This is a genomic window from Herbiconiux sp. VKM Ac-2851 (assembly GCF_013205105.1).
Taxonomy (GTDB): Bacteria; Actinomycetota; Actinomycetes; order Actinomycetales; family Microbacteriaceae; genus Herbiconiux; species Herbiconiux flava.
The window spans coordinates 807,747-824,818 of the sequence record NZ_JABMLJ010000003.1 but is presented as its reverse complement, the minus strand read 5'-3'; the positions used below and the strand labels follow the sequence as shown (position 1 = coordinate 824,818).

Annotated in this window: 15 protein-coding genes; 3 read left to right on the top strand and 12 right to left on the bottom strand. The window is 72.6% G+C overall.

Features of this window, described 5'->3' with window-relative positions:
- The first annotated feature begins 16 nt into the window (after window positions 1–16).
- Window positions 17–595, top strand: a complete 579-nt coding sequence (locus HQQ85_RS17175) for an adenine phosphoribosyltransferase (RefSeq protein ID WP_173183708.1) — start codon at window positions 17–19, stop codon at window positions 593–595.
- A 196-nt stretch (window positions 596–791) separates the two neighbouring features.
- On the opposite strand, the gene HQQ85_RS17170 is transcribed toward HQQ85_RS17175, so the two are convergent.
- From HQQ85_RS17170 to rsmI, 12 genes are all read right to left on the bottom strand, one after another.
- On the bottom strand, window positions 792–1,730 hold the full coding sequence (locus HQQ85_RS17170) for a 4-(cytidine 5'-diphospho)-2-C-methyl-D-erythritol kinase (RefSeq protein WP_173183707.1): 939 nt from the start codon (window positions 1,728–1,730) through the stop codon (window positions 792–794).
- A gap of 36 nt (window positions 1,731–1,766) precedes the next feature.
- A complete protein-coding gene (locus HQQ85_RS17165) occupies window positions 1,767–2,750 on the bottom strand; it encodes a nucleoside hydrolase (protein ID WP_173183706.1) in 984 nt (327 codons plus the stop codon).
- Window positions 2,751–2,862: 112 nt separating this feature from the next.
- On the bottom strand, window positions 2,863–3,765 hold the full coding sequence (locus HQQ85_RS17160; RefSeq protein WP_173183705.1) for an ABC transporter permease: 903 nt from the start codon (window positions 3,763–3,765) through the stop codon (window positions 2,863–2,865).
- On the bottom strand, window positions 3,765–4,865 hold the full coding sequence (locus HQQ85_RS17155) for an ABC transporter permease (RefSeq protein WP_173183704.1): 1,101 nt from the start codon (window positions 4,863–4,865) through the stop codon (window positions 3,765–3,767). Before HQQ85_RS17155 ends, HQQ85_RS17160 begins: the two co-directional genes overlap by 1 nt.
- Complete coding sequence (locus HQQ85_RS17150) at window positions 4,862–6,499, bottom strand: ABC transporter ATP-binding protein (protein ID WP_173183703.1); 1,638 nt, start codon at window positions 6,497–6,499, stop codon at window positions 4,862–4,864. The genes HQQ85_RS17155 and HQQ85_RS17150 overlap by 4 nt, the downstream gene beginning before the upstream one ends.
- Before the next feature lie 6 nt (window positions 6,500–6,505).
- Window positions 6,506–7,561, bottom strand: coding sequence for a BMP family ABC transporter substrate-binding protein (locus HQQ85_RS17145; RefSeq protein WP_173183702.1), 1,056 nt, complete (start codon window positions 7,559–7,561; stop codon window positions 6,506–6,508).
- 187 nt (window positions 7,562–7,748) lie between these two features.
- Window positions 7,749–8,543: an alpha/beta hydrolase gene (locus HQQ85_RS17140; protein WP_173183701.1), complete on the bottom strand. Its 795-nt coding sequence runs from the start codon at window positions 8,541–8,543 to the stop codon at window positions 7,749–7,751.
- 120 nt (window positions 8,544–8,663) lie between these two features.
- On the bottom strand, window positions 8,664–9,632 hold the full coding sequence (rsmA, locus tag HQQ85_RS17135; protein ID WP_216851856.1) for a 16S rRNA (adenine(1518)-N(6)/adenine(1519)-N(6))-dimethyltransferase RsmA: 969 nt from the start codon (window positions 9,630–9,632) through the stop codon (window positions 8,664–8,666).
- Between the two features lie 137 nt (window positions 9,633–9,769).
- Window positions 9,770–10,678: a TatD family hydrolase gene (locus tag HQQ85_RS17130; protein ID WP_371741945.1), complete on the bottom strand. Its 909-nt coding sequence runs from the start codon at window positions 10,676–10,678 to the stop codon at window positions 9,770–9,772.
- Complete coding sequence (gene metG / locus HQQ85_RS17125; RefSeq protein WP_173183698.1) at window positions 10,675–12,243, bottom strand: methionine--tRNA ligase; 1,569 nt, start codon at window positions 12,241–12,243, stop codon at window positions 10,675–10,677. The genes HQQ85_RS17130 and metG overlap by 4 nt, the downstream gene beginning before the upstream one ends.
- A 108-nt stretch (window positions 12,244–12,351) precedes the next feature.
- Window positions 12,352–13,272 carry an NADP-dependent oxidoreductase gene (locus HQQ85_RS17120; RefSeq protein WP_173183697.1) on the bottom strand — a complete coding sequence of 307 codons (921 nt, stop codon included), beginning with the start codon at window positions 13,270–13,272 and terminating at the stop codon, window positions 12,352–12,354.
- A gap of 74 nt (window positions 13,273–13,346) precedes the next feature.
- Entirely contained in the window at window positions 13,347–14,168 is an 822-nt protein-coding gene (gene rsmI / locus HQQ85_RS17115; RefSeq protein WP_173183696.1) for a 16S rRNA (cytidine(1402)-2'-O)-methyltransferase, read from the bottom strand.
- A 57-nt stretch (window positions 14,169–14,225) separates the two neighbouring features.
- Here rsmI and HQQ85_RS17110 point away from each other — a divergent pair, with 57 nt between their 5' ends.
- Window positions 14,226–15,989, top strand: a complete 1,764-nt coding sequence (locus tag HQQ85_RS17110; protein ID WP_371741944.1) for a dolichyl-phosphate-mannose--protein mannosyltransferase — start codon at window positions 14,226–14,228, stop codon at window positions 15,987–15,989.
- A gap of 1 nt (window position 15,990) precedes the next feature.
- The gene (locus tag HQQ85_RS17105; protein ID WP_371741943.1) at window positions 15,991–17,034 is read left to right on the top strand and encodes a YeiH family protein; all 1,044 of its coding nucleotides are present in this window, start codon (window positions 15,991–15,993) and stop codon (window positions 17,032–17,034) included.
- Window positions 17,035–17,072: the final 38 nt, after the last annotated feature.

Sequence of the window (17,072 nt, the reverse complement as noted above, 5' to 3'; positions counted from 1 at the left end):
GCTCTACGATTGACGGATGCCCGATCAGAACGCATCCGCCGCCCCCGTCTCCCCCGCCGCGGTCTCGCCCGCTGTGGTGGAGGCCATCCGCTCGGGCATGACCGAGACGCCGGACTTCCCGTCGGAGGGGATCCTGTTCCGCGACTTGTCGGGGCTGTTCGCCGACGCGGACGGGCTGCGAACGGTGGCGGCGGCGCTCGTGGAGGGCTTCGGTCCTCTCGACGCGGTGGCCGGGGTCGAGGCGCGGGGATTCGTGCTGGGTGCGGCGGCCGCCGTCGCGACAGGGCACGGGATGCTCGCGGTGCGGAAGGCCGGCAAGCTGCCGGGCGAGGTGCTGAACGAGAGCTACGCGCTGGAGTACGGGTCGGCGAGCCTCGAGGTGCATCCGTCGACGCTGCCGGTGGGGGCGCGCGTGGTGATCGTGGACGACGTGCTGGCGACGGGCGGGACGCTGGCGGCGACGATCCGGCTGATGGAGCGGGCGGGGTGGAACGTCGTGGGCGTCGCCGTCGTGCTCGAGCTCGAGGCGCTCGGCGGCCGCGCGGCGCTCGCCGCCGCGACCGCGGCCCCCGTGAAGGCGCTGCTCGCCCTCTGACGCCCGCCGCCCCCGGGGCCCGGCCTCGCCTCGCCTCGCCTCGCCTCGACCATGCGCGGCACGGCGGCGAGTCGCGGCAGAAGGTCGCGATTTGAGGCGAGTCGCGGCAAATGGCGGCGATTTGGCGCGACTCACAGCCACCGGCACCGTTCGCGCGGGCGACGGGCGACGGGCGACGCGAGCGGGGCGAGCGGCGCTAGTCCGCGACGACGCGGGCGCCCGCGACCGGGCCCGTGACGCGCACGACGTGGTGGCGGGCCGCGCTGAGCGCGATCTGCAGTTCGAGGGCGCCGTCGAGGTCGGCCGCCAGGAACGCGATCGTGGGGCCCGAACCCGAGACGATGCCCGCGAGGGCGCCGTTCTGCTCTCCCACCTCGAGCACCGAGGCGAGGCCCGGGCTGAGGTGCAGCGCCGGCGCTTGGAGGTCGTTGCTCAGCGACTCCGCGAGCATGTGCGGGTCGCCGGCCCTCAGCGCCTGCAGCACGTCGGCGTCGACCGTCGGCTGGCCCTGGGCCGGGAAGATGTCCTGCGCGTGACGCTCGCGGTGCCGGTCGAGCTCGCGGTAGACCTCGGGCGTCGAGACGCCGTGCTCGGGCAGCACGAGCACCCACTGGAACTGACCCTTGGCGAGCGCGGGGCTGAGCTGGTCGCCGCGTCCGGTGCCGATGGCCGTGCCTCCGGCGAGGGCGAAGGGCACGTCGGCACCGAGCTCGGACGCCAGCGCGAGCAGCTCGTCGCGCCCGAGGTCGGTGCCCCAGAGCGTGTCACAGGCCAGGAGGGCGGCCGCAGCATCCGCCGACCCGCCGCCCATGCCGCCCGCGATCGGCACGTTCTTCGAGATGCGCAGCGAGACGCCCTCGCGGTAGCCCGCGCGCCGGGCGAGCAGGCGCGCCGCCCGGATCGCGAGGTTAGAGCCGTCGGTCTCGAGGCCCGAGGTGTCGATGTGGCCGCCCTCGAAGACGACCGAGAAGTCGCTCGCCGGGCTGGCGAAGACGTCTTCGTAGAGCGAGACGGCCTGGTAGGCGGTGGCGACGTCGTGGTACCCGTCGGGCATCACCGCGCCGACCTTGAGGAACACGTTGATCTTGCCGGGAGCCCGCACGTGCACGGTCTTCGGTGCGCCCCGGTCGTTCATGCCCTCCAACCTATCCCACGCCGCAGACGCCCTCGGTCAGTGCCCCGAGAGCACCCGCACGAAGTCGGCGAGAAACGCCTCGCGGTCGACGTCGAGCACCACGACCGTGTCGGGAGCCGGAGAACTCTGCCACGACACCGGCAGCCCGGTGGCGGTGCGCATGAGGTGCGCGCGCGTGGCGAAGCCGTCGCTCGTGATGTTGACGGGGCCGGTGGTTGCCGAGGTGATCCACTCCGGGTGCACCAGCAACGCCGCCGCCAGCCCGTCGTGCGCCGGTGAGACGCGGCGGCCCCAGGAGTACTGGTAGAAGTCCATGTACGCCTCGAGCACCTGCGCCGAGAAGGTGCCCCACTCGGTGCCGGCGCGGTGCAGGGCCTGCACGGCCTGCTCGTCGACGATCGTGTGGGCGGTGACGTTGACGCCGACCATCACGAGCTGACGGCGCGGGGCCGCGAAGACGCGGCGGGCGGCCTCGGCGTCGTTGTGGATGTTCGCATCGACCATCTGCACCGTGCCGAGCGGCGGGAACGGGCCGGATCCGCCCATGATGACCACCGAACGGTAGAGCATCAGCAGCTCGGGCTCGATCTCGAGGGCGAGACCGAGGTTCGTCAGCGGGCCGACCGGCAGCAGGTCGTAGTAGCCGGGCTTCGAGCGGCCGAGTTCGACGAGCAGCTCGGCGCTGGAGAGCGGCGAGAGGTTCTTCGGCGCGATCGGGTCGGACCAGAGGTCGCCGAGGCCGTCGCGGCCGTGCACGTGCCCGGCGATGCGCGGCTCGCCGTCGATGGGGCCGGCGGCGCCGCGGGCGACGAGCACGTCCTCGAGGCCGGCGAGCTTCTGCACACGGGCGATGTTCGTCAGCGCCGCCTCGACCGGGGTGTTGCCGTAGACGCTCGTGATGGCCGAGATCTCGGCGTCGTCGCGGCCGGCCAGATAGAGCAGGGCGAGAGCGTCGTCGATGCCGGTGTCGGTGTCGACGACGATGTGGCGGGTCTCGCGGGCAGGGGTGCCGGTGGTCATGGTGCGTCCTTCGGTGCTGGTCGGGTGGGGCGGATGCGCGGCCTCCGCGCGAGGCGGGCGGCGGGCGAGGGGCGGCGGCACGGGCATCCGCTCGGCGTCGGGGTGGGGCGGGTCAGGTGGTCGTGAGGGAAGCGCGCTTCGCGAAGCGGATGCGGGTGGCCACCAGCACGAGCAGCGTGATCGCGTAGGGGGCCGCGTCGGTGAGCTGCTGGGGCGCGCCGATGCCCTGCAGGCGGAAGCCGAGCGCCTCGGCCGCGCCGAAGCCGAGGCACGCGACCGGCAGCCAGAGCGGACGGCCGGCGACGAGCATGACGGCGGCGACGGCGATCCAGCCGCGGCCGGCGGTCATGTTCTCGGTGAAGACGGTCACGTTGCCGAGGGCCAGCTGGGCGCCGGCAATCCCGCAGAGGGCGCCGCCCGCGATGGTGACCCAGGTCTGGTACGAGGCGACGTTGACGCCGAGGGCGGCTGCGGCATCCGGATGCTCGCCCACGCCCCGGAGGCGCAGGCCCCCCGCCGAGCGCTTCAGCCACAGCCCGACGGCGACGATGAGTACGAAGGCGAGGGGCACGAGCGCCGTCTGGCCCGCGAAGATCGGGCCGATCACCGGAACGTCGGCGAGGAACTCCATCTTCGGCAGCCCCTCGAGGCCGCGCGGCGAGAAGGAGCCCGAGGTGTCGAAGAGCACTCGCAGCAGGAAGCCCGTGAGGCCGATCGCGAGGAGGTTCGTGCCGATCGCGATGATGATCGGGTCGGCGTGCCAGCGGGCGGCACCGACGGCGAGGACCACCGAGAACAGGGCGGTCGAGACGAGCGCGGTGAGCACGCCGCCCCAGGCGCTGCCCGTGTAGTAGCTGCCCGCGACCGCGGCGAACGCGCCCCAGAGCATCTGGCCCTCGAGGGCGATGTTGAAGACGCCGACCTGGGCCGAGATCGCGCCGGCGAGGGCGGCATAGAGGATGGGCGTGGCCGCGAGGAGCACGGCCGCCACGAAGCCGAGTTCGAAGACGTGCATCAGGCCGAGCTCCTCTCGGTGCGCCGCTGGTCGAGCACGGTGCGGAGGGCGAGCACGACGATCACCACACCCTGCAGCACGTCGGACAACTGCCGGGGCACGTCGGCCGAGCGCTCCATGCCGGCGCCGCCGACCTGGAGGATGGTGAACAGGATGGCCGTGACCGGGATCAGCGCCGGGCGTCCGCCCGCGAGGAGGGCCGCGGCGAGGCCGGCGAAGGTGTAGCCGGGCGAGATCAGCGCGCCGTCGATCAGACGGAACGGCGACGACATCACGATCACGGCGCCGACCACGCCCGCAGCGGCTCCGGCGGCGGCCATCGCGCCGAGGGCCAGTCGGCCGACGCGCACTCCGCCGTAGGCGCCGAAGCGGCGGTTGGCGCCGACCACGCGCAGCTCGAAGCCGACGGCGGTGCGGGAGTCGACGACCCAGAACACGACCATCAGCAGCACGATGATGATGAGGCCGGCGTTGGAGTACGAGAGATCGCCGAGCGCCCACATGCGCGCACCCTCGGGCAGGCGGGTGGTCTGGGCGACCGCCGATCCGGCCTCGCCGAGCGGGAAGCGCACCAGGTAGCTGACCACGGCGACGGCCACCGGGCTGAGCAGCAGCGTCGAGATGATGATCGGGATGCCGAAACGGGTGGCCAGCGGGGCCGAGATCGCTCCGAACGCACCCGCGACGACCGCCGCCCCGATGACGGCGAGCGGGATGAGGATGATCGAGGGCAGCGGCAGGCTCGACGCGATGACGGTGGCGGTGAGGCCGCCGAGCACGAGCTGTCCGTTGCCGCCGAGGTTGAACTCGCCCATCCGCAGCGGGATCGCGGCCGCCAGCGCCATGCCGCAGATGAAGGCCCAGACCGAGAAGGTGTAGTCGAGCTGACCGGGGTCGAGCGAGTTCTGGATGACGGCGGTGTAGGCGGTGATCGGGTCGAGGCCGGCCGCGAGGATGATCACGGCGCCGATCAGCAGGGCGAGCACGACGGCGCCGATGGGCACGACGGCGGGGTGGCGCAGGGCTGCGGTGGCGAGGCGGCGGCCGCGGCTGGCCGCGGGGGCCGGGGGGCCGGGAGTGATCGGGGGTGGGGCGGTCATGCACGGTCTCCGTCGTCGGGAGCGGTGGGGTCGGGGTCAGCGGCGGCGGCGCCGGCCATGGCTGCGCCGATGCGCTCGGTGGTGGCCTCGGCCGCCGTGAACGAGGCGACGATCGCGCCGCCGTACATCACGAGCACGCGGTCGGCCAGGGCGAGCAGCTCGCTGATCTCGTGCGAGACGAGCAGGATGCCGTTGCCCGCCGCCCGGTAGTCGAGCAGCCTCCCGTGGATTGCCTCGATCGCCCCCACGTCGACGCCCTGCGTCGGCTGCTCGGCGATCAGCAGCGGCGCCCCGTGCGCGAGCTCGCGCGCCACGACGACCTTCTGCGCGTTGCCGCCCGAGAGCGACCCGATCAGCTGCTGCTCCCCCGAGGTGCGCACGTCGTAGTCGGCGATCAGCTCGCGCGCCTGAGACCGTTCGGCCTTCAGCGACATCCACCCGCGACGGATGCCCGTGGACGCCCCGATCGGAGCGCTGTGGTGATGGCCGAGCGCCGCGTTCTCGGCGACCGTCATGGTGACGGCACTGCCCTCGCCGCGGCGGTCCTCGGGGATGACGGCGAGCCCCCGCGCGCGCCGGTCCCGCACCGAGGCTCCGGTGACGTCGGCGCCGGCCAGGCGGACGTGCCCCGCCGCGACTCCGAGGGTTCCGAGCACCGCGGCCACGAGCTCGTGCTGTCCGTTGCCGGAGACACCGGCGATGCCGACGATCTCGCCGCGCCGCACCGAGAGCGACACGTCCGAGACGACGGTGCGCCGGCCATCCGACACCGAGAGGCCCTCGACCTCGAGCACCGTCTCGCCCGGCGTGCCCGTGCCTGGGTTCTTGACCTCGGCGATCGCCCGGCCGGTCATCGCGCGCACCAGCTCGGCCGCCGAGGCGTCCCGCGTCGCGAACCGCCCGGTGACCCGGCCGTCGCGCAGCACGGTGACCTCGTCGCTGACGGCGAGCACCTCATGGATCTTGTGCGTGACCAGTACGACGGTGGTGCCCGCGTCGGCCGCGCGCCGGATGACGGCGAACAGGCTGTCGACCTCGCTCGGCGTGAGCACGGCGGTGGGTTCGTCGAGGATGAGGATGCGGGCGTCCCGGTGCAGCGCCTTGAGGATCTCGACGCGCTGCCGCGCCCCGGCCGACAGTGAGCCCACGACAGCCGCGGGGTCGGTGTCGAGGCCGTAGCGTGCGGCCAGTTCGCGCACCCGTGCATCCGCCGCCCGCTGGTCGACGAAGGCCCGACCGAAGACGCCTGCGCGCCGCGGTTCGGCCCCGTAGACGACGTTGTCGGCGACGCTCATCGTGTCGAAGAGGCGGAAGTGCTGGTGCACCATGCCGAGCCCCGCGGCGATCGCGTCGAGCGGGCCGGAGAAGCGCACGGGGCGCCCCTCGACCCGGATCTCGCCCGAGTCGGGCTCGAGCAGACCGAACAGCATCGACATGAGCGTCGACTTGCCGGCCCCGTTCTCGCCCATGACCGCGTGCACGGTGCCCCGGCGCAGCACGAGGTCGACCGCGTCGTTCGCGACGACGGAGCCGAACCTCTTGCCGATGCCGATCAGCTCGACCGCGGCCGCACCCTCGACGGGCGCGGGCGGCCGAGCTGCGTCGGCGGCATCATCGGATGCGCGAGAGACCATGCAGGACTAGCCGGCGGTCAGCGGGTCGGTCACCGTGATCTCGCCCGAGACGATCTGGTCGCGCACGGCGGCGACCTTCTCGATCACGTCGGGGTGGTCGGCGATGAGGCACTGCGAGTCGTCGACGCCGTCTTCGAGGCCGGTGAGGCTGACGCCGCCCTCGGCCAGGCCGTAGGAGGTGAAGCCGCCGGTGGTGCCGTCGAGGATGTCGCCGACGGAGTTGACGAGAGCCACGTCGACGCGCTTGATCGCGTTGTCGACCACGTTACCGGGCGAGTCGAGGCACTGATTGGTGTCGACGCCGAAGGCCTTGAAGCCGGCCTCGGAGGCCGCCTCGAAGACACCCAGGTTTCCGCCGGACGCGGCGGCCTGCACGTAGTCGGCGCCGCCGTCGGCGAGGATCTGCGCCTGCGCCTTGGAGCGGGCCTGGTCGCCGAACGGGTTGTCGCCGCCGACGTATTGCACGGCGGTCTTCACACCGGGCTTCACGCTCTCGGCGCCCGCGAAGAACGGGTCGACCCAGCGGTGCAGGAAGGGGGTGTCGAGCGAGGCGACCACGCCGACGTTGCCGCTCTCGCTGAGGAGGCCGGCCTCGACGCCGGTGAGGTAGGTGGCCTCGTACTCCTTGAACACTGCGGCGGTGAGGTTCTCGGTGGGCTCCTCGGCCGAGGTGTCGATCAGCAGGAACTGCTGGTCGGGGTAGTCGGCGGCCGCCTGGGTGATCTGGTCGAGCACGCTGAAGCTGACGCCGATGATGATGCTCGGCTTCTCGCGCACGGCGGCGTCGATGTTCTGCTGGATGCTCGTCGGGTCTTCACTCTCGTAGACGTCGACACTGGCGCCGTACTTCTCGCCGGCCTCCTCGGCGCCGTCGGCGGCGAGCTGCAGGAAGTTGTTCGACCCGATGGGGGTGGGGGTGATCAGGATGATCGACTCGTCGGTGGCACCGGTGCTGTCGCCGCTGCCGCTTCCTTCGCTGCCCCCGCTCGAGCAGGCGGCTACGGATGCGACGAGGCCGACGGCGAGTGCTGCGGCACCCGCTCGGCGCGCGAATTTCGACATGGGTGTCCCCTTACAAAGTGGATCTGCTGTGATTGGGCGGCCGCACCTCGGGGCCGCTCTCCATCTTAACGGGACGGTAGGTCCCAACCCGCGCCCGGGACACATAACGAAACACACTCGTCACATGGTCTATCTGTGCAGGAGTGGACGCCCAGGCCGTGGACGTCTCGGCCGCGGTCGCTCCTCGTCAGAGGACGCCCGGCAGCCCGTCGTGCAGGGCGAGCGCCTCGGCGACCACACGATCGGGGTCGTCGCGCTGGATCGAGTGCGCCGCCCCGTCGACGACGGCGAAGTCGAACAGGGGCGACGTCGCGCTCAGCCGCTCCCCCTCGGCGGTCGTGAACGAGGCACCCTTCTCCTGATCGGCGGCCAGCACCCTCACCCTCGAGCGGATGCCCGCCGCGACCGGCTCGAGCAGCCACCGTTCGTTGTCCCGCACGGTGCGCTCCACGACATAGGGGCTGACGAGCCGGGCGGCAGTGGCCTTCTGGGTGGCGTCCTCGGTGTGCCAGCGCGGATTCGCGGCGAGCAGCGCCGCCGGGTCGAGCTCGCCGAGCTCGGCGACGAGGTCGGTCACGAGGGTGTCGTGGCGATCCTCGGGCACGTCGAGCACGGGGTCGAGCAGCAGCAGGGCGCGGGCCCAGTGATGGTGGCGGGCCGCCGCGACGGTCGCGACGGCGCCGCCTAGAGAGTGGCCGATCACGAGGTCCCAGCCGCGCACCGGGTTGCCGTGGGGCGCGAGGGCGAGCACGTCGCCCGCGTAGTCGTCGAGGGCGTAGCGGAGGGTGCGGGGCGAGGCCCCGTGCCCGCGGAGGTCGGCGGCGGTGACCGACCAGCCCTCGGCGGCCAGGGCGGCGGCGACCTGCCACCAGGTGCCGGCGGACGAGGTCAGGCCGTGCAGCAGCAGCGCGGCCGGCCGCGCGTCGGGCGGCCCCCAGCGCAGGGTCGAGAGCTGGACGGGATAGGCGGCGTTCGACGTCACCCTCCGATCGTTCCACCTCCCGGCCCCGTTCGGCACCTCCGAGTCGCCCCGCGACGTGAGTCGAAGCCCACCGTCCCAGGCGGGGCCGCACTCCGGGCGGTCAGACGGGATCGGGCGCTGCTAGATGGATTCGGGGGCGCCGTCGATGGGGTCGGACGCCGCCTGGGCGGGCGCGGCCTGTCCGGGCGCGGGCTGAGCGGGTGCGGGCTGAGCGGGTGCCGGCTCGGCGGTCGCGGGTGCAGCCTCGACGGGAGCTTCGGCCGCGGCGGCGGCGCGTGCTACCGCGAGGAAGTCGTGGACCGTGAGGGACTCGCCGCGGGAGGTGGGCGGGACGCCCGCCGCCTCGAGGACGGCCGTGGCACGCTGGGAGTCGCCGAGCACCTCGCTGAGGGACTGGCGGAGCATCTTGCGGCGCTGCCCGAAGGCGGCGTCGACGAGGGCGAAGGTGCGCACGCGCAGCTCCTCCGAGTCGAGGCCCGAGCCGACGCGGTCGAAGGCCACCAGCACCGAGTCGACGTTCGGCACCGGCCAGAAGACCTGGCGGCTGACCTGGCCGGCCGTGCGCCAGTCGCCGTACCAGGCCGCCTTCACCGAGGGCGAGCCGTAGACCTTCGATCCGGGGTCGGCGGCGAGGCGGTGGCCGACCTCGGCCTGCACCATGACGACGCCGGACCGGATCGACGGGAAGTGCTCGAGCAGGTGCAGCAGCACCGGCACCGAGACGTTGTAGGGCAGGTTGGCAACCAGGCGGGTGGGGTCGCCCGGCAGCGAGCGGATGCGCAGGGCGTCGTCGCGGATCACCGTGAGCCGCGCATCCGGAGCCAGCTGCGACACCGTGAGCGGCAGCTGCTCGGCGAGGCGGTGGTCGATCTCGACGGCGACCACCTCGGCACCGGCCTCGAGGAGACCGAGGGTGAGCGAGCCGAGGCCGGGACCGACCTCGACGACGACGTCGCCCGCCTCGACCTTGGCGACGCGCACGATCTTGCGCACGGTGTTGGCGTCGATGACGAAGTTCTGGCCCAGCTTCTTCGTGGGCGTCAGGTCGAGCAGCCCGGCGAGATCGCGGATCTCGGCCGGCCCGAGCAGCGAGACCGCCGCAGCGGACGTGGCCGCGGGCGGGTCGGCCGCGAGGGCGGACGGATCAGTCGCGGCCGTCGCAGCGGGCGCGGCCGCCGACGAATCGGCCGCGCGGCTGGACGAGTCAGGCGGCGAAGCGGCGTCGGTCACGAGGCCTGCACCGGCTCGTCCTCCCAGCGGCCGTAGACGAGCTCGGTGTTCGACGAGATTTGGGCGGCGAGCATGGAGACGTCGGTGCCGAGGTGCGCGGCCATCGCGCGCAGGGTGTGCGGGATGAGGTAGGGCGCATTTGGCCGGCCGCGGTAGGGCATCGGCGTGAGATAGGGGGCGTCGGTCTCGACGAGGAGGAGCGCTCGGGGCGCCGTCTCGAGGGCCTCGCGGAGGTTGTGGGCGTTCTTGAACGTGACGTTGCCGGCGAACGACATGTACCAGCCGTTCTCGGTGCAGATGCGGGCCAGCTCGGCGTCGCCGGAGAAGCAGTGGAACACGGTGCGCTCGGGCGCGCCGACGCGCTTCAGCGTCTCGATGACCTCGGCGTGGGCGTCGCGGTCGTGGATCTGGAGCGCGATGCCGTTCTCTTTCGCGATCTCGATGTGCGCCTCGAAGGAGCGGTACTGCGCCGCCCGGCCGTCGTCACCCGTGCGGTAGAAGTCGAGCCCGGTCTCGCCGACGGCGCGCACGCGCGGCCAGCCCGCCAGCTCGGCGATCTCGGCCAGGGCCGCGTCGAGCCCTCCGGCTGCGGCGTACTCGGGCGCCTCGTTCGGGTGCAGCGCGACCGCGGCCAGCATGCGCGGCTCCCGTGCGGCCTGCTCGGCCGACCAGCGGCTCGTCTCGAGGTCGGTGCCGACCTGCACCACGCCCCGCACGCCGACGGCCGAGGCACGGTCGAGGTGCTCGCGGTAGTCGATCGGGTCGGAGGTGTCGGCGATCTCGAGGTGGGTGTGGTTGTCGTAGACCGGCACCACGAGAGCCTCGGGCAGCGGCGGGTAGCTCTGGTCGCCGCGGTCGGAGGGCTCGCGCGTGCGCAGGTGATCGGGCAGCTCGGGCGAGGTCACGAGGCCTCCACCTCGATGCGCGGGAACAGCGCCTCGAGCGGCTGCACGCGGTCGCCGCCCTGCCATTCGTACGCCGTGCGGATGTTCTGCTCCTGCACGGTGCCGACGCCGGCCAGCGCCGTCCACAGCTTGGCCGCCGCCTCGGGCACGACCGGCGACAGCAGCACGGCCAGCGTGCCGAGGCCGCGGAGCGCGGTGCTCAGTACCGTGGCGAGCCGGTCGGCGTTCGCCGGGTCTTTCGCGAGCCCCCAGGGCTCCTGCACGGTGATGTAGCCGTTCAGCTCGTCTACGAGCTCCCAGATGCGCGCGAGCGCCTCGTGGACGGCCAGGCGCGAGATGGCCTCGTCGGCTGCCGCGGTGACGCGACGCTCGGTAGCGCGGATCGCGATCTCCGCATCCGTCACCGACCCCTCGACCGCCGTCGGCACGGCGCCGTCGAAGTACCGGTTCACCATCGCGATGACCCGCGAGGCGAGGTTGCCGAAACCGTTGGCGAGCTCGGCCTGGTAGCGGGCCGACAGGTCTTCCCACGAGAACGAGCCGTCTTGACCGAAGCTGATGGCGCGCATGAAGTAGTAGCGGAACGCGTCGGAGCCGAAGGTGTCGGTGATCTGCTCGGGCGCGATGCCGGTGAGCTTCGACTTCGACATCTTCTCGCCGCCGACCAGCAGCCAGCCGTGGCCGTAGACCTGCTTCGGCACGTCGAGGCCCGCGGCCATCAGCATGGCCGGCCAGATGACGGCGTGGAAGCGGGCGATGTCTTTGCCGACGATGTGGGTCGCCGGCCAGAGACGCGCGAACTTCTCCTCGTCGGAGCCGTAGCCGGCGGCCGTCGCGTAGTTGAGCAGCGCGTCGAACCAGACGTAGACGACGTGCGACTCGTCCCACGGCACCTTGATGCCCCAGTCGAAGGTCTGCCGCGAGATGGACAGGTCGGTGAGCCCTCGGCGCACGAACGAGACGATCTCGTTGCGCACGCTCTCGGGCTGCACGAAGTCGGGCCGCTCCTCGTAGAGGTCGAGCAGCCGCTGGGTGAAGTCGCTCATGCGGAAGAAGTAGTTGCGCTCCTTCAGCAGCTCGACGGGCTTGGAGTGGATGGCGCAGACCAGCTGCCCCTCGTACTGCCCCGTGCCGTCGACCAGGTCGGAGAGCTGCTTGTACTCCTCGCAGCCGACGCAGTAGTAGCCCTCGTACTCGCCGGTGTAGATGTAGCCCGCGTCGTAGAGGCGCTGCAGGAACAGCTGCACGTTGACCTCGTGCCGCTCGTCGGTGGTGCGGATGAAGTCGTCGTTGGAGATGTCGATCGTCTCGAGCAGCGGCTGCCACGCCTCGGCCACGAGCTTGTCGGCCCACTCCTTGGGGGTGACGCCGTTCGCCGTCGCGGTGCGCAGGATCTTCTGCCCGTGCTCGTCGGTGCCCGTGAGGAACCAGGTGTCGTCGCCGGCCTGGCGGTGCCAGCGCGCGAGGACGTCGGCGGCGACCTCGGTGTAGGCGTGCCCGATGTGGGGCACGTCGTTCACGTAGAAGATCGGCGTGGTGATGTAAAACGCGGAGCCGGCGGACATGCTGACCATCCTAAAGGGGGCGGATGCGCGTGCCGGGCCGCGTGACGGGCTGTGCAGAGGTGCGCACACCTCCGTGAATGTGGAGGAGTGGAGCGGGCGTCCGGAGCCCTACTCCATGCGCAGCACGATCTTGCCGACGACGTGCCGCGTGGCCAGGTGGTCGTAGGCCTCGGCCACGCGCTGCAGGGGGTAGATGGTGTCGATCACGACGCGCAGCGCGCCCTCGGCGACGAGCTCGGCGAGCCGGGCCAGGGTCGCGGCACCTCCGCCCTGGGCGTTCCCCTCGGTCTTCACGCCCCGCGCGGAAGCGGCCGGGTCGGCGACCGTGTCGATGCGCTCGGGCGCGACGCCGAGCGCGAGCGCCAGGTCGACCGAGCCGTGGCCCGCCGTGTCGATGAAGGCGTCGACGCCGTCGGGCGCGAGCTCGCGCAGACGCTCCAGGGCGGCTTCGCCGTACTCGACGGGCTCGACACCGAGGTCCTCGAGCAGCGGGTGGTCGTCGCGACGGGCGAGGCCGATCACGCGGGCCCCGGCGAGTCGGGCGAGCTGGACGGCGAACAGGCCGACGCCGCCCGTCGCGCCCGCGACGACGAGGGTCTCTCCTGACGCGATCCCGATGGCCCGCACGGCGGCGACGGCGGTGGTGCCGGCGACGTAGAGGGTGGCGGCCTCCTCCCAGGTGACGCCGGCGGGCTTCGGAACGAGGTTCTCGGCCGGCACGACGGCGTGGGTCGCGTGGGCACCGCGGCGGTCGCTGAAGCCGATGACCTCGTCGCCCGCCTCGACGCCGGTCACGCCCGGGCCGGTCGACTGCACCCGGCCGGCAAGGTCGCTGCCCTCGCCGCTCGGCAGGGTCGTGGGGAAGATCTCCTCCAGCCGACCCTCCCGGATCGCGGCCTCGCCGGGGTTGATCGACGACGCGACGATCTCGACGCGCACCTCTCCGGGCCCGGGTTCGGGGCGGTCGATCTCGACCACCTCGAGCACCTCGGTGCCGCCGAACGTCTGGAATCGCACTGCTGAAGCCATGCGTCCCTGCCTACCCCGTCGCCCGCCGCCCCGCACGGGGGTGGACGGCCCACACGGGGTGGACGGTCACCAGCTCAGGGCCGCTTCGCCGCCAGAGCCGCCTCGTACAGGCCGCGGCGCGACAGCCCGGTCGCCTCCGCGACCGCGACGGTGGCCTCCTTGAGCCGCGTGCCCGACGCGACGAGCGACTGCACCTCGGCGAGCGCCGTCGGCAGATCGGCGGCGAGCGCCTCGGCCCCGGCGACCACGATCACGATCTCGCCCTTGACCCCACCGGCGGCCCACGCCGCGAGCTCGGCCGCGGTGCCACGGCGTGCCTCCTCGTAGAGCTTCGTCAGCTCGCGCACCACGGCCACCCGGCGGTCGTCGCCAAGCACCGAGGCCAGGTCGGTCAGCGACTCGGCCAGGCGGTTCGGTGACTCGAAGAACACCATCGTGCGCGGCTCGCGGGCGAGCATCCTGAACGTGCTGAGACGGTCGCCGCGCTTGCGGGGCAGGAAGCCCTCGAAGGTGAAGCGGTCGGTCGGCAGGCCCGAGAGCGCGAGGGCGGTGACGACCGCAGAGGGGCCGGGGATGACGGTGACCGGCACGTCGGCGGCGATCGCGGCCGAGACGAGGAGGTAGCCCGGGTCGGAGACGGTCGGCATCCCGGCGTCGGACAGCAGCACGAGGTCGCCGTCGCGGGCGAGCTCGACGAGCGACGCCGCCTTCTCGCGCTCGTTGTGCTCGTGCAGCGGGAGCAGGCGCGGCCGGTTCTCGATGCCGAGGCCGCGCAGCAGCTTGACGGTCACGCGCGTGTCCTCGGCGGCGATCACCTCGGCCGACTCGAGGAGCTCGACGAGGCGGGCCGACGCGTCCTTCAGGTTGCCGATGGGCGTGGCGGCGAGGATGAGCATGCCCCCAGTCTCCCAGCCTGCGCGGCGCATCCGGGCCGCCACCGTTAGCATTGCCCGGTGAGCACCGAGGAGCCGACGACCGCGCCGCCCTCCGACGTGCACGGGGTTCCGGATGCTCGCGCCGCAGCCGACGCGCCGGCCGCACCAGTGGCCACCGACGCCGACAGCGTGGCACCCGGTGCCACCGCCGGCGCCGCACCCGCCGACGCCGACGCGCCCGCCCAGCCCGCGCCCCCCGTCCCCACCGGCTCCCGCCTCGACGACTGGTGGCTCCGCCTCATGGCCACCCCCGCTCGCGAGCGCGCCTGGCGCTGGGGCGGCCCGATCGCGGTCACGCTGCTCGCCGCCGTGCTCCGCCTGGTGAACCTCGGCCACCCGCACAGCCTCGTCTTCGACGAGACCTTCTACGTCAAGGACGCCTGGACCACCTGGAACCTCGGCTATGAGGCCACCTGGCCGGCCGACGCCGACACCCGGTTCAACGCCGGCGAGACCGACATCTTCCAGACGATGGGCTCGTTCGCCGTGCATCCGCCCCTCGGCAAGTGGATCATCGGGGCCGGCATGGAGCTGTTCGGCCCCGGTGACTCGACGGGGTGGCGCATCTCGGTGGCGGTCGCGGGCATCCTGCTGGTGCTGCTGACGACGCTGATCGCGGTGAAGCTGACCCGCTCGACGCTGCTCGGGGTGATCGCCGGGTTCCTGCTGGCGATCGACGGGCACGCGATCGTGATGAGCCGGGTGGGCATCCTCGACGGGCTGTCGTCGCTGTTCCTGCTGCTCGGCTTCGGGGCTGTGCTGCTCGACCGGGCCTGGCACGAGCGGCGACTGGCCGATGCACTGGCACGGGGTAGAGAACGCCGAGCCGAGTCGGGCCGTGGCCGCGCGGGCGAACCCACCTGGGGCCCCGCGATCTGGTGGCGCCCCTGGGTGCTCGCCGCGGCCGTCGCGTTCGGCGCCGCCTCCTCGGTGAAGTGGAGCGGCCTCTACTACCTCGCCGCCTTCGGCGTCTACCTGATCGTCGTCGACGCCCTCGCCCGCCGCCGGCTCGGGCTGCCGTTCTGGTTCAGCGCCGCGGTGCTCAAGCAGGGCCCGGTCACGGCGATCCTGCTCGTTCCGCTCGCCGTCGTCACCTACCTCACCACCTGGATCGGCTGGTTCGCCACCACCGGCGGCATGTACCGCACCTGGGCGCAGACCTCGAACGGCGAGTGGACGGGCGCGCTCAGCTGGGTGCCGCTGGCCGTGCAGAACTTCTGGCACCTCGAGGTGGCGATCTACCAGTACCACGTGGGCGAGAACTCGCCCCACCCCTACCAGGCGAATCCGCTGACGTGGCTGTTCCTCATCCGTCCGACGCAGATGTACGTCAGCCAGGTCGACGACTCCGTCTGCGGCGGCACCACCTGCTACGAGAACATCACCTCGATCGCGAACCCCATCATCTGGTGGTGCGCGACGGCCGCCCTGTTCTACCTCGTCTACCGACTGGTGCGCCGCCGCGAGTGGCAGGTCGGCCTCGTGCTGATGGGCATGGTCGCCGGCTACCTGCCGTGGCTGATGTACACCGGCCGCACGGTTTTCCAGTTCTACACGATCGCGTTCGAGCCCTACATGATCCTCGGGCTGACGATGGTGATCGGGCTGGCGCTCGGGTCGCGGGCTGATCCGCGGCCGCAGCGCACCCGGGCGCTGGCGATCGTCGGCGCGTTCCTCGTGATCTGCGTGCTGGTGAGCGCGTGGTTCTACCCGGTCTGGGTCGGGATGCCCGTGCCCGCCTGGTTCCTCAGCCTGCACTACTGGCTGCCGAGCTGGCGCTGATGTGAGCGCGCTGTCCGCCGGCCGGGCGCCCGGCCTGCGACGGGTGCTGCCGGGCCTCCTGGTCGACGGGATCGCGGCCCTCGTGGCCTTCGCGCTGCACCTGCTCGTACCCGCCGTTCCCCTCCTCACGATCGCGGTCGTGCTCGGCATCGTCGTGGGCCAGCTGCCACCCGCCCAGCGCCGGCTCGACCGCGTGCTGAAGCCCGGCCTCGCCCTGTCGTCGCGGCGTCTGCTCCGCATCGGCATCGTGCTGCTCGGCCTCAAGCTCAGCCTCGTCGACATCGCCGGGCTCGGCTGGCCCACCGTGCTGGCCATCGTCGCGATCGTGCTGATCACCTTCGTCGCCACCTTCGGTCTCGGTCGCCTGCTCCGGCTGCCGGGCCACCAGCCCGTGCTGATCGCCGCGGGCTTCTCGATCTGCGGCGCCTCGGCGATCGGCGCCGTCAGCGCGGTCACCCGCAGCGACGAGGAGGAGACCGCCACCCCCGTCGCCCTGGTCACCCTCTGCGGCACGCTCGCGATCGCGGTGCTTCCGGTGCTCCGCTTCCCGCTCGGCCTCTCCCCCGAGCAGTTCGGGCTCTGGGTCGGTCTCAGCGTGCACGACGTCGGCCAGGTCGTCGCCACCGCGCAGATCGCGGGCCCCACGGCGCTCGCCGTCGCCGTCGTCGTGAAGCTCACGCGGGTGCTGACGCTGGCGCCCATGGTCGCGGGTGTCTCCCTCGTGACGAGACGAGCGGATGCCCGCGCCGCCGTCACCCCGTCAGCCCGCCCCGCGCTCGTGCCGCTGTTCGTCGCGGGCTTCCTCGCGGCGGTGCTGGTGCGAACCCTCCTGCTGCCACTGGTCGCGGCACCGGTGGCGACCACACTGCTGGACGTCGCCGACGTCGCGCAGAACGCCCTCTTCGCGGTGGCGCTGTTCGCGCTCGGCACGAGCATCCGCTTCGCCCGCCTGGCCCACACGGGATGGCGCGCGCTCGTCGTCGGGCTGGCGTCGTGGGCGCTGATCGCGGCGCTCTCGCTCGGCGCGGTCGCGCTGCTCACCTGACGCGCGCGGTCGCGCTGCCCGTCCGATCCCCGCGGTCG

Excerpts from the sequence above, each read along its gene's own strand:
- HQQ85_RS17175 (WP_173183708.1), top strand. The coding sequence starts at position 17 with ATGCCCGATCAGAACGCATCCGCCGCCCCCGTCTCCCCCGCCGCGGTC.
- HQQ85_RS17170 (WP_173183707.1), bottom strand. The coding sequence starts at position 1,730 with ATGAACGACCGGGGCGCACCGAAGACCGTGCACGTGCGGGCTCCCGGC.
- HQQ85_RS17165 (WP_173183706.1), bottom strand. The coding sequence starts at position 2,750 with ATGACCACCGGCACCCCTGCCCGCGAGACCCGCCACATCGTCGTCGAC.
- HQQ85_RS17160 (WP_173183705.1), bottom strand. The coding sequence starts at position 3,765 with ATGCACGTCTTCGAACTCGGCTTCGTGGCGGCCGTGCTCCTCGCGGCC.
- HQQ85_RS17155 (WP_173183704.1), bottom strand. The coding sequence starts at position 4,865 with ATGACCGCCCCACCCCCGATCACTCCCGGCCCCCCGGCCCCCGCGGCC.
- HQQ85_RS17150 (WP_173183703.1), bottom strand. The coding sequence starts at position 6,499 with ATGGTCTCTCGCGCATCCGATGATGCCGCCGACGCAGCTCGGCCGCCC.
- HQQ85_RS17145 (WP_173183702.1), bottom strand. The coding sequence starts at position 7,561 with ATGTCGAAATTCGCGCGCCGAGCGGGTGCCGCAGCACTCGCCGTCGGC.
- metG (WP_173183698.1), bottom strand. The coding sequence starts at position 12,243 with ATGTCCGCCGGCTCCGCGTTTTACATCACCACGCCGATCTTCTACGTG.
- HQQ85_RS17120 (WP_173183697.1), bottom strand. The coding sequence starts at position 13,272 with ATGGCTTCAGCAGTGCGATTCCAGACGTTCGGCGGCACCGAGGTGCTC.
- rsmI (WP_173183696.1), bottom strand. The coding sequence starts at position 14,168 with ATGCTCATCCTCGCCGCCACGCCCATCGGCAACCTGAAGGACGCGTCG.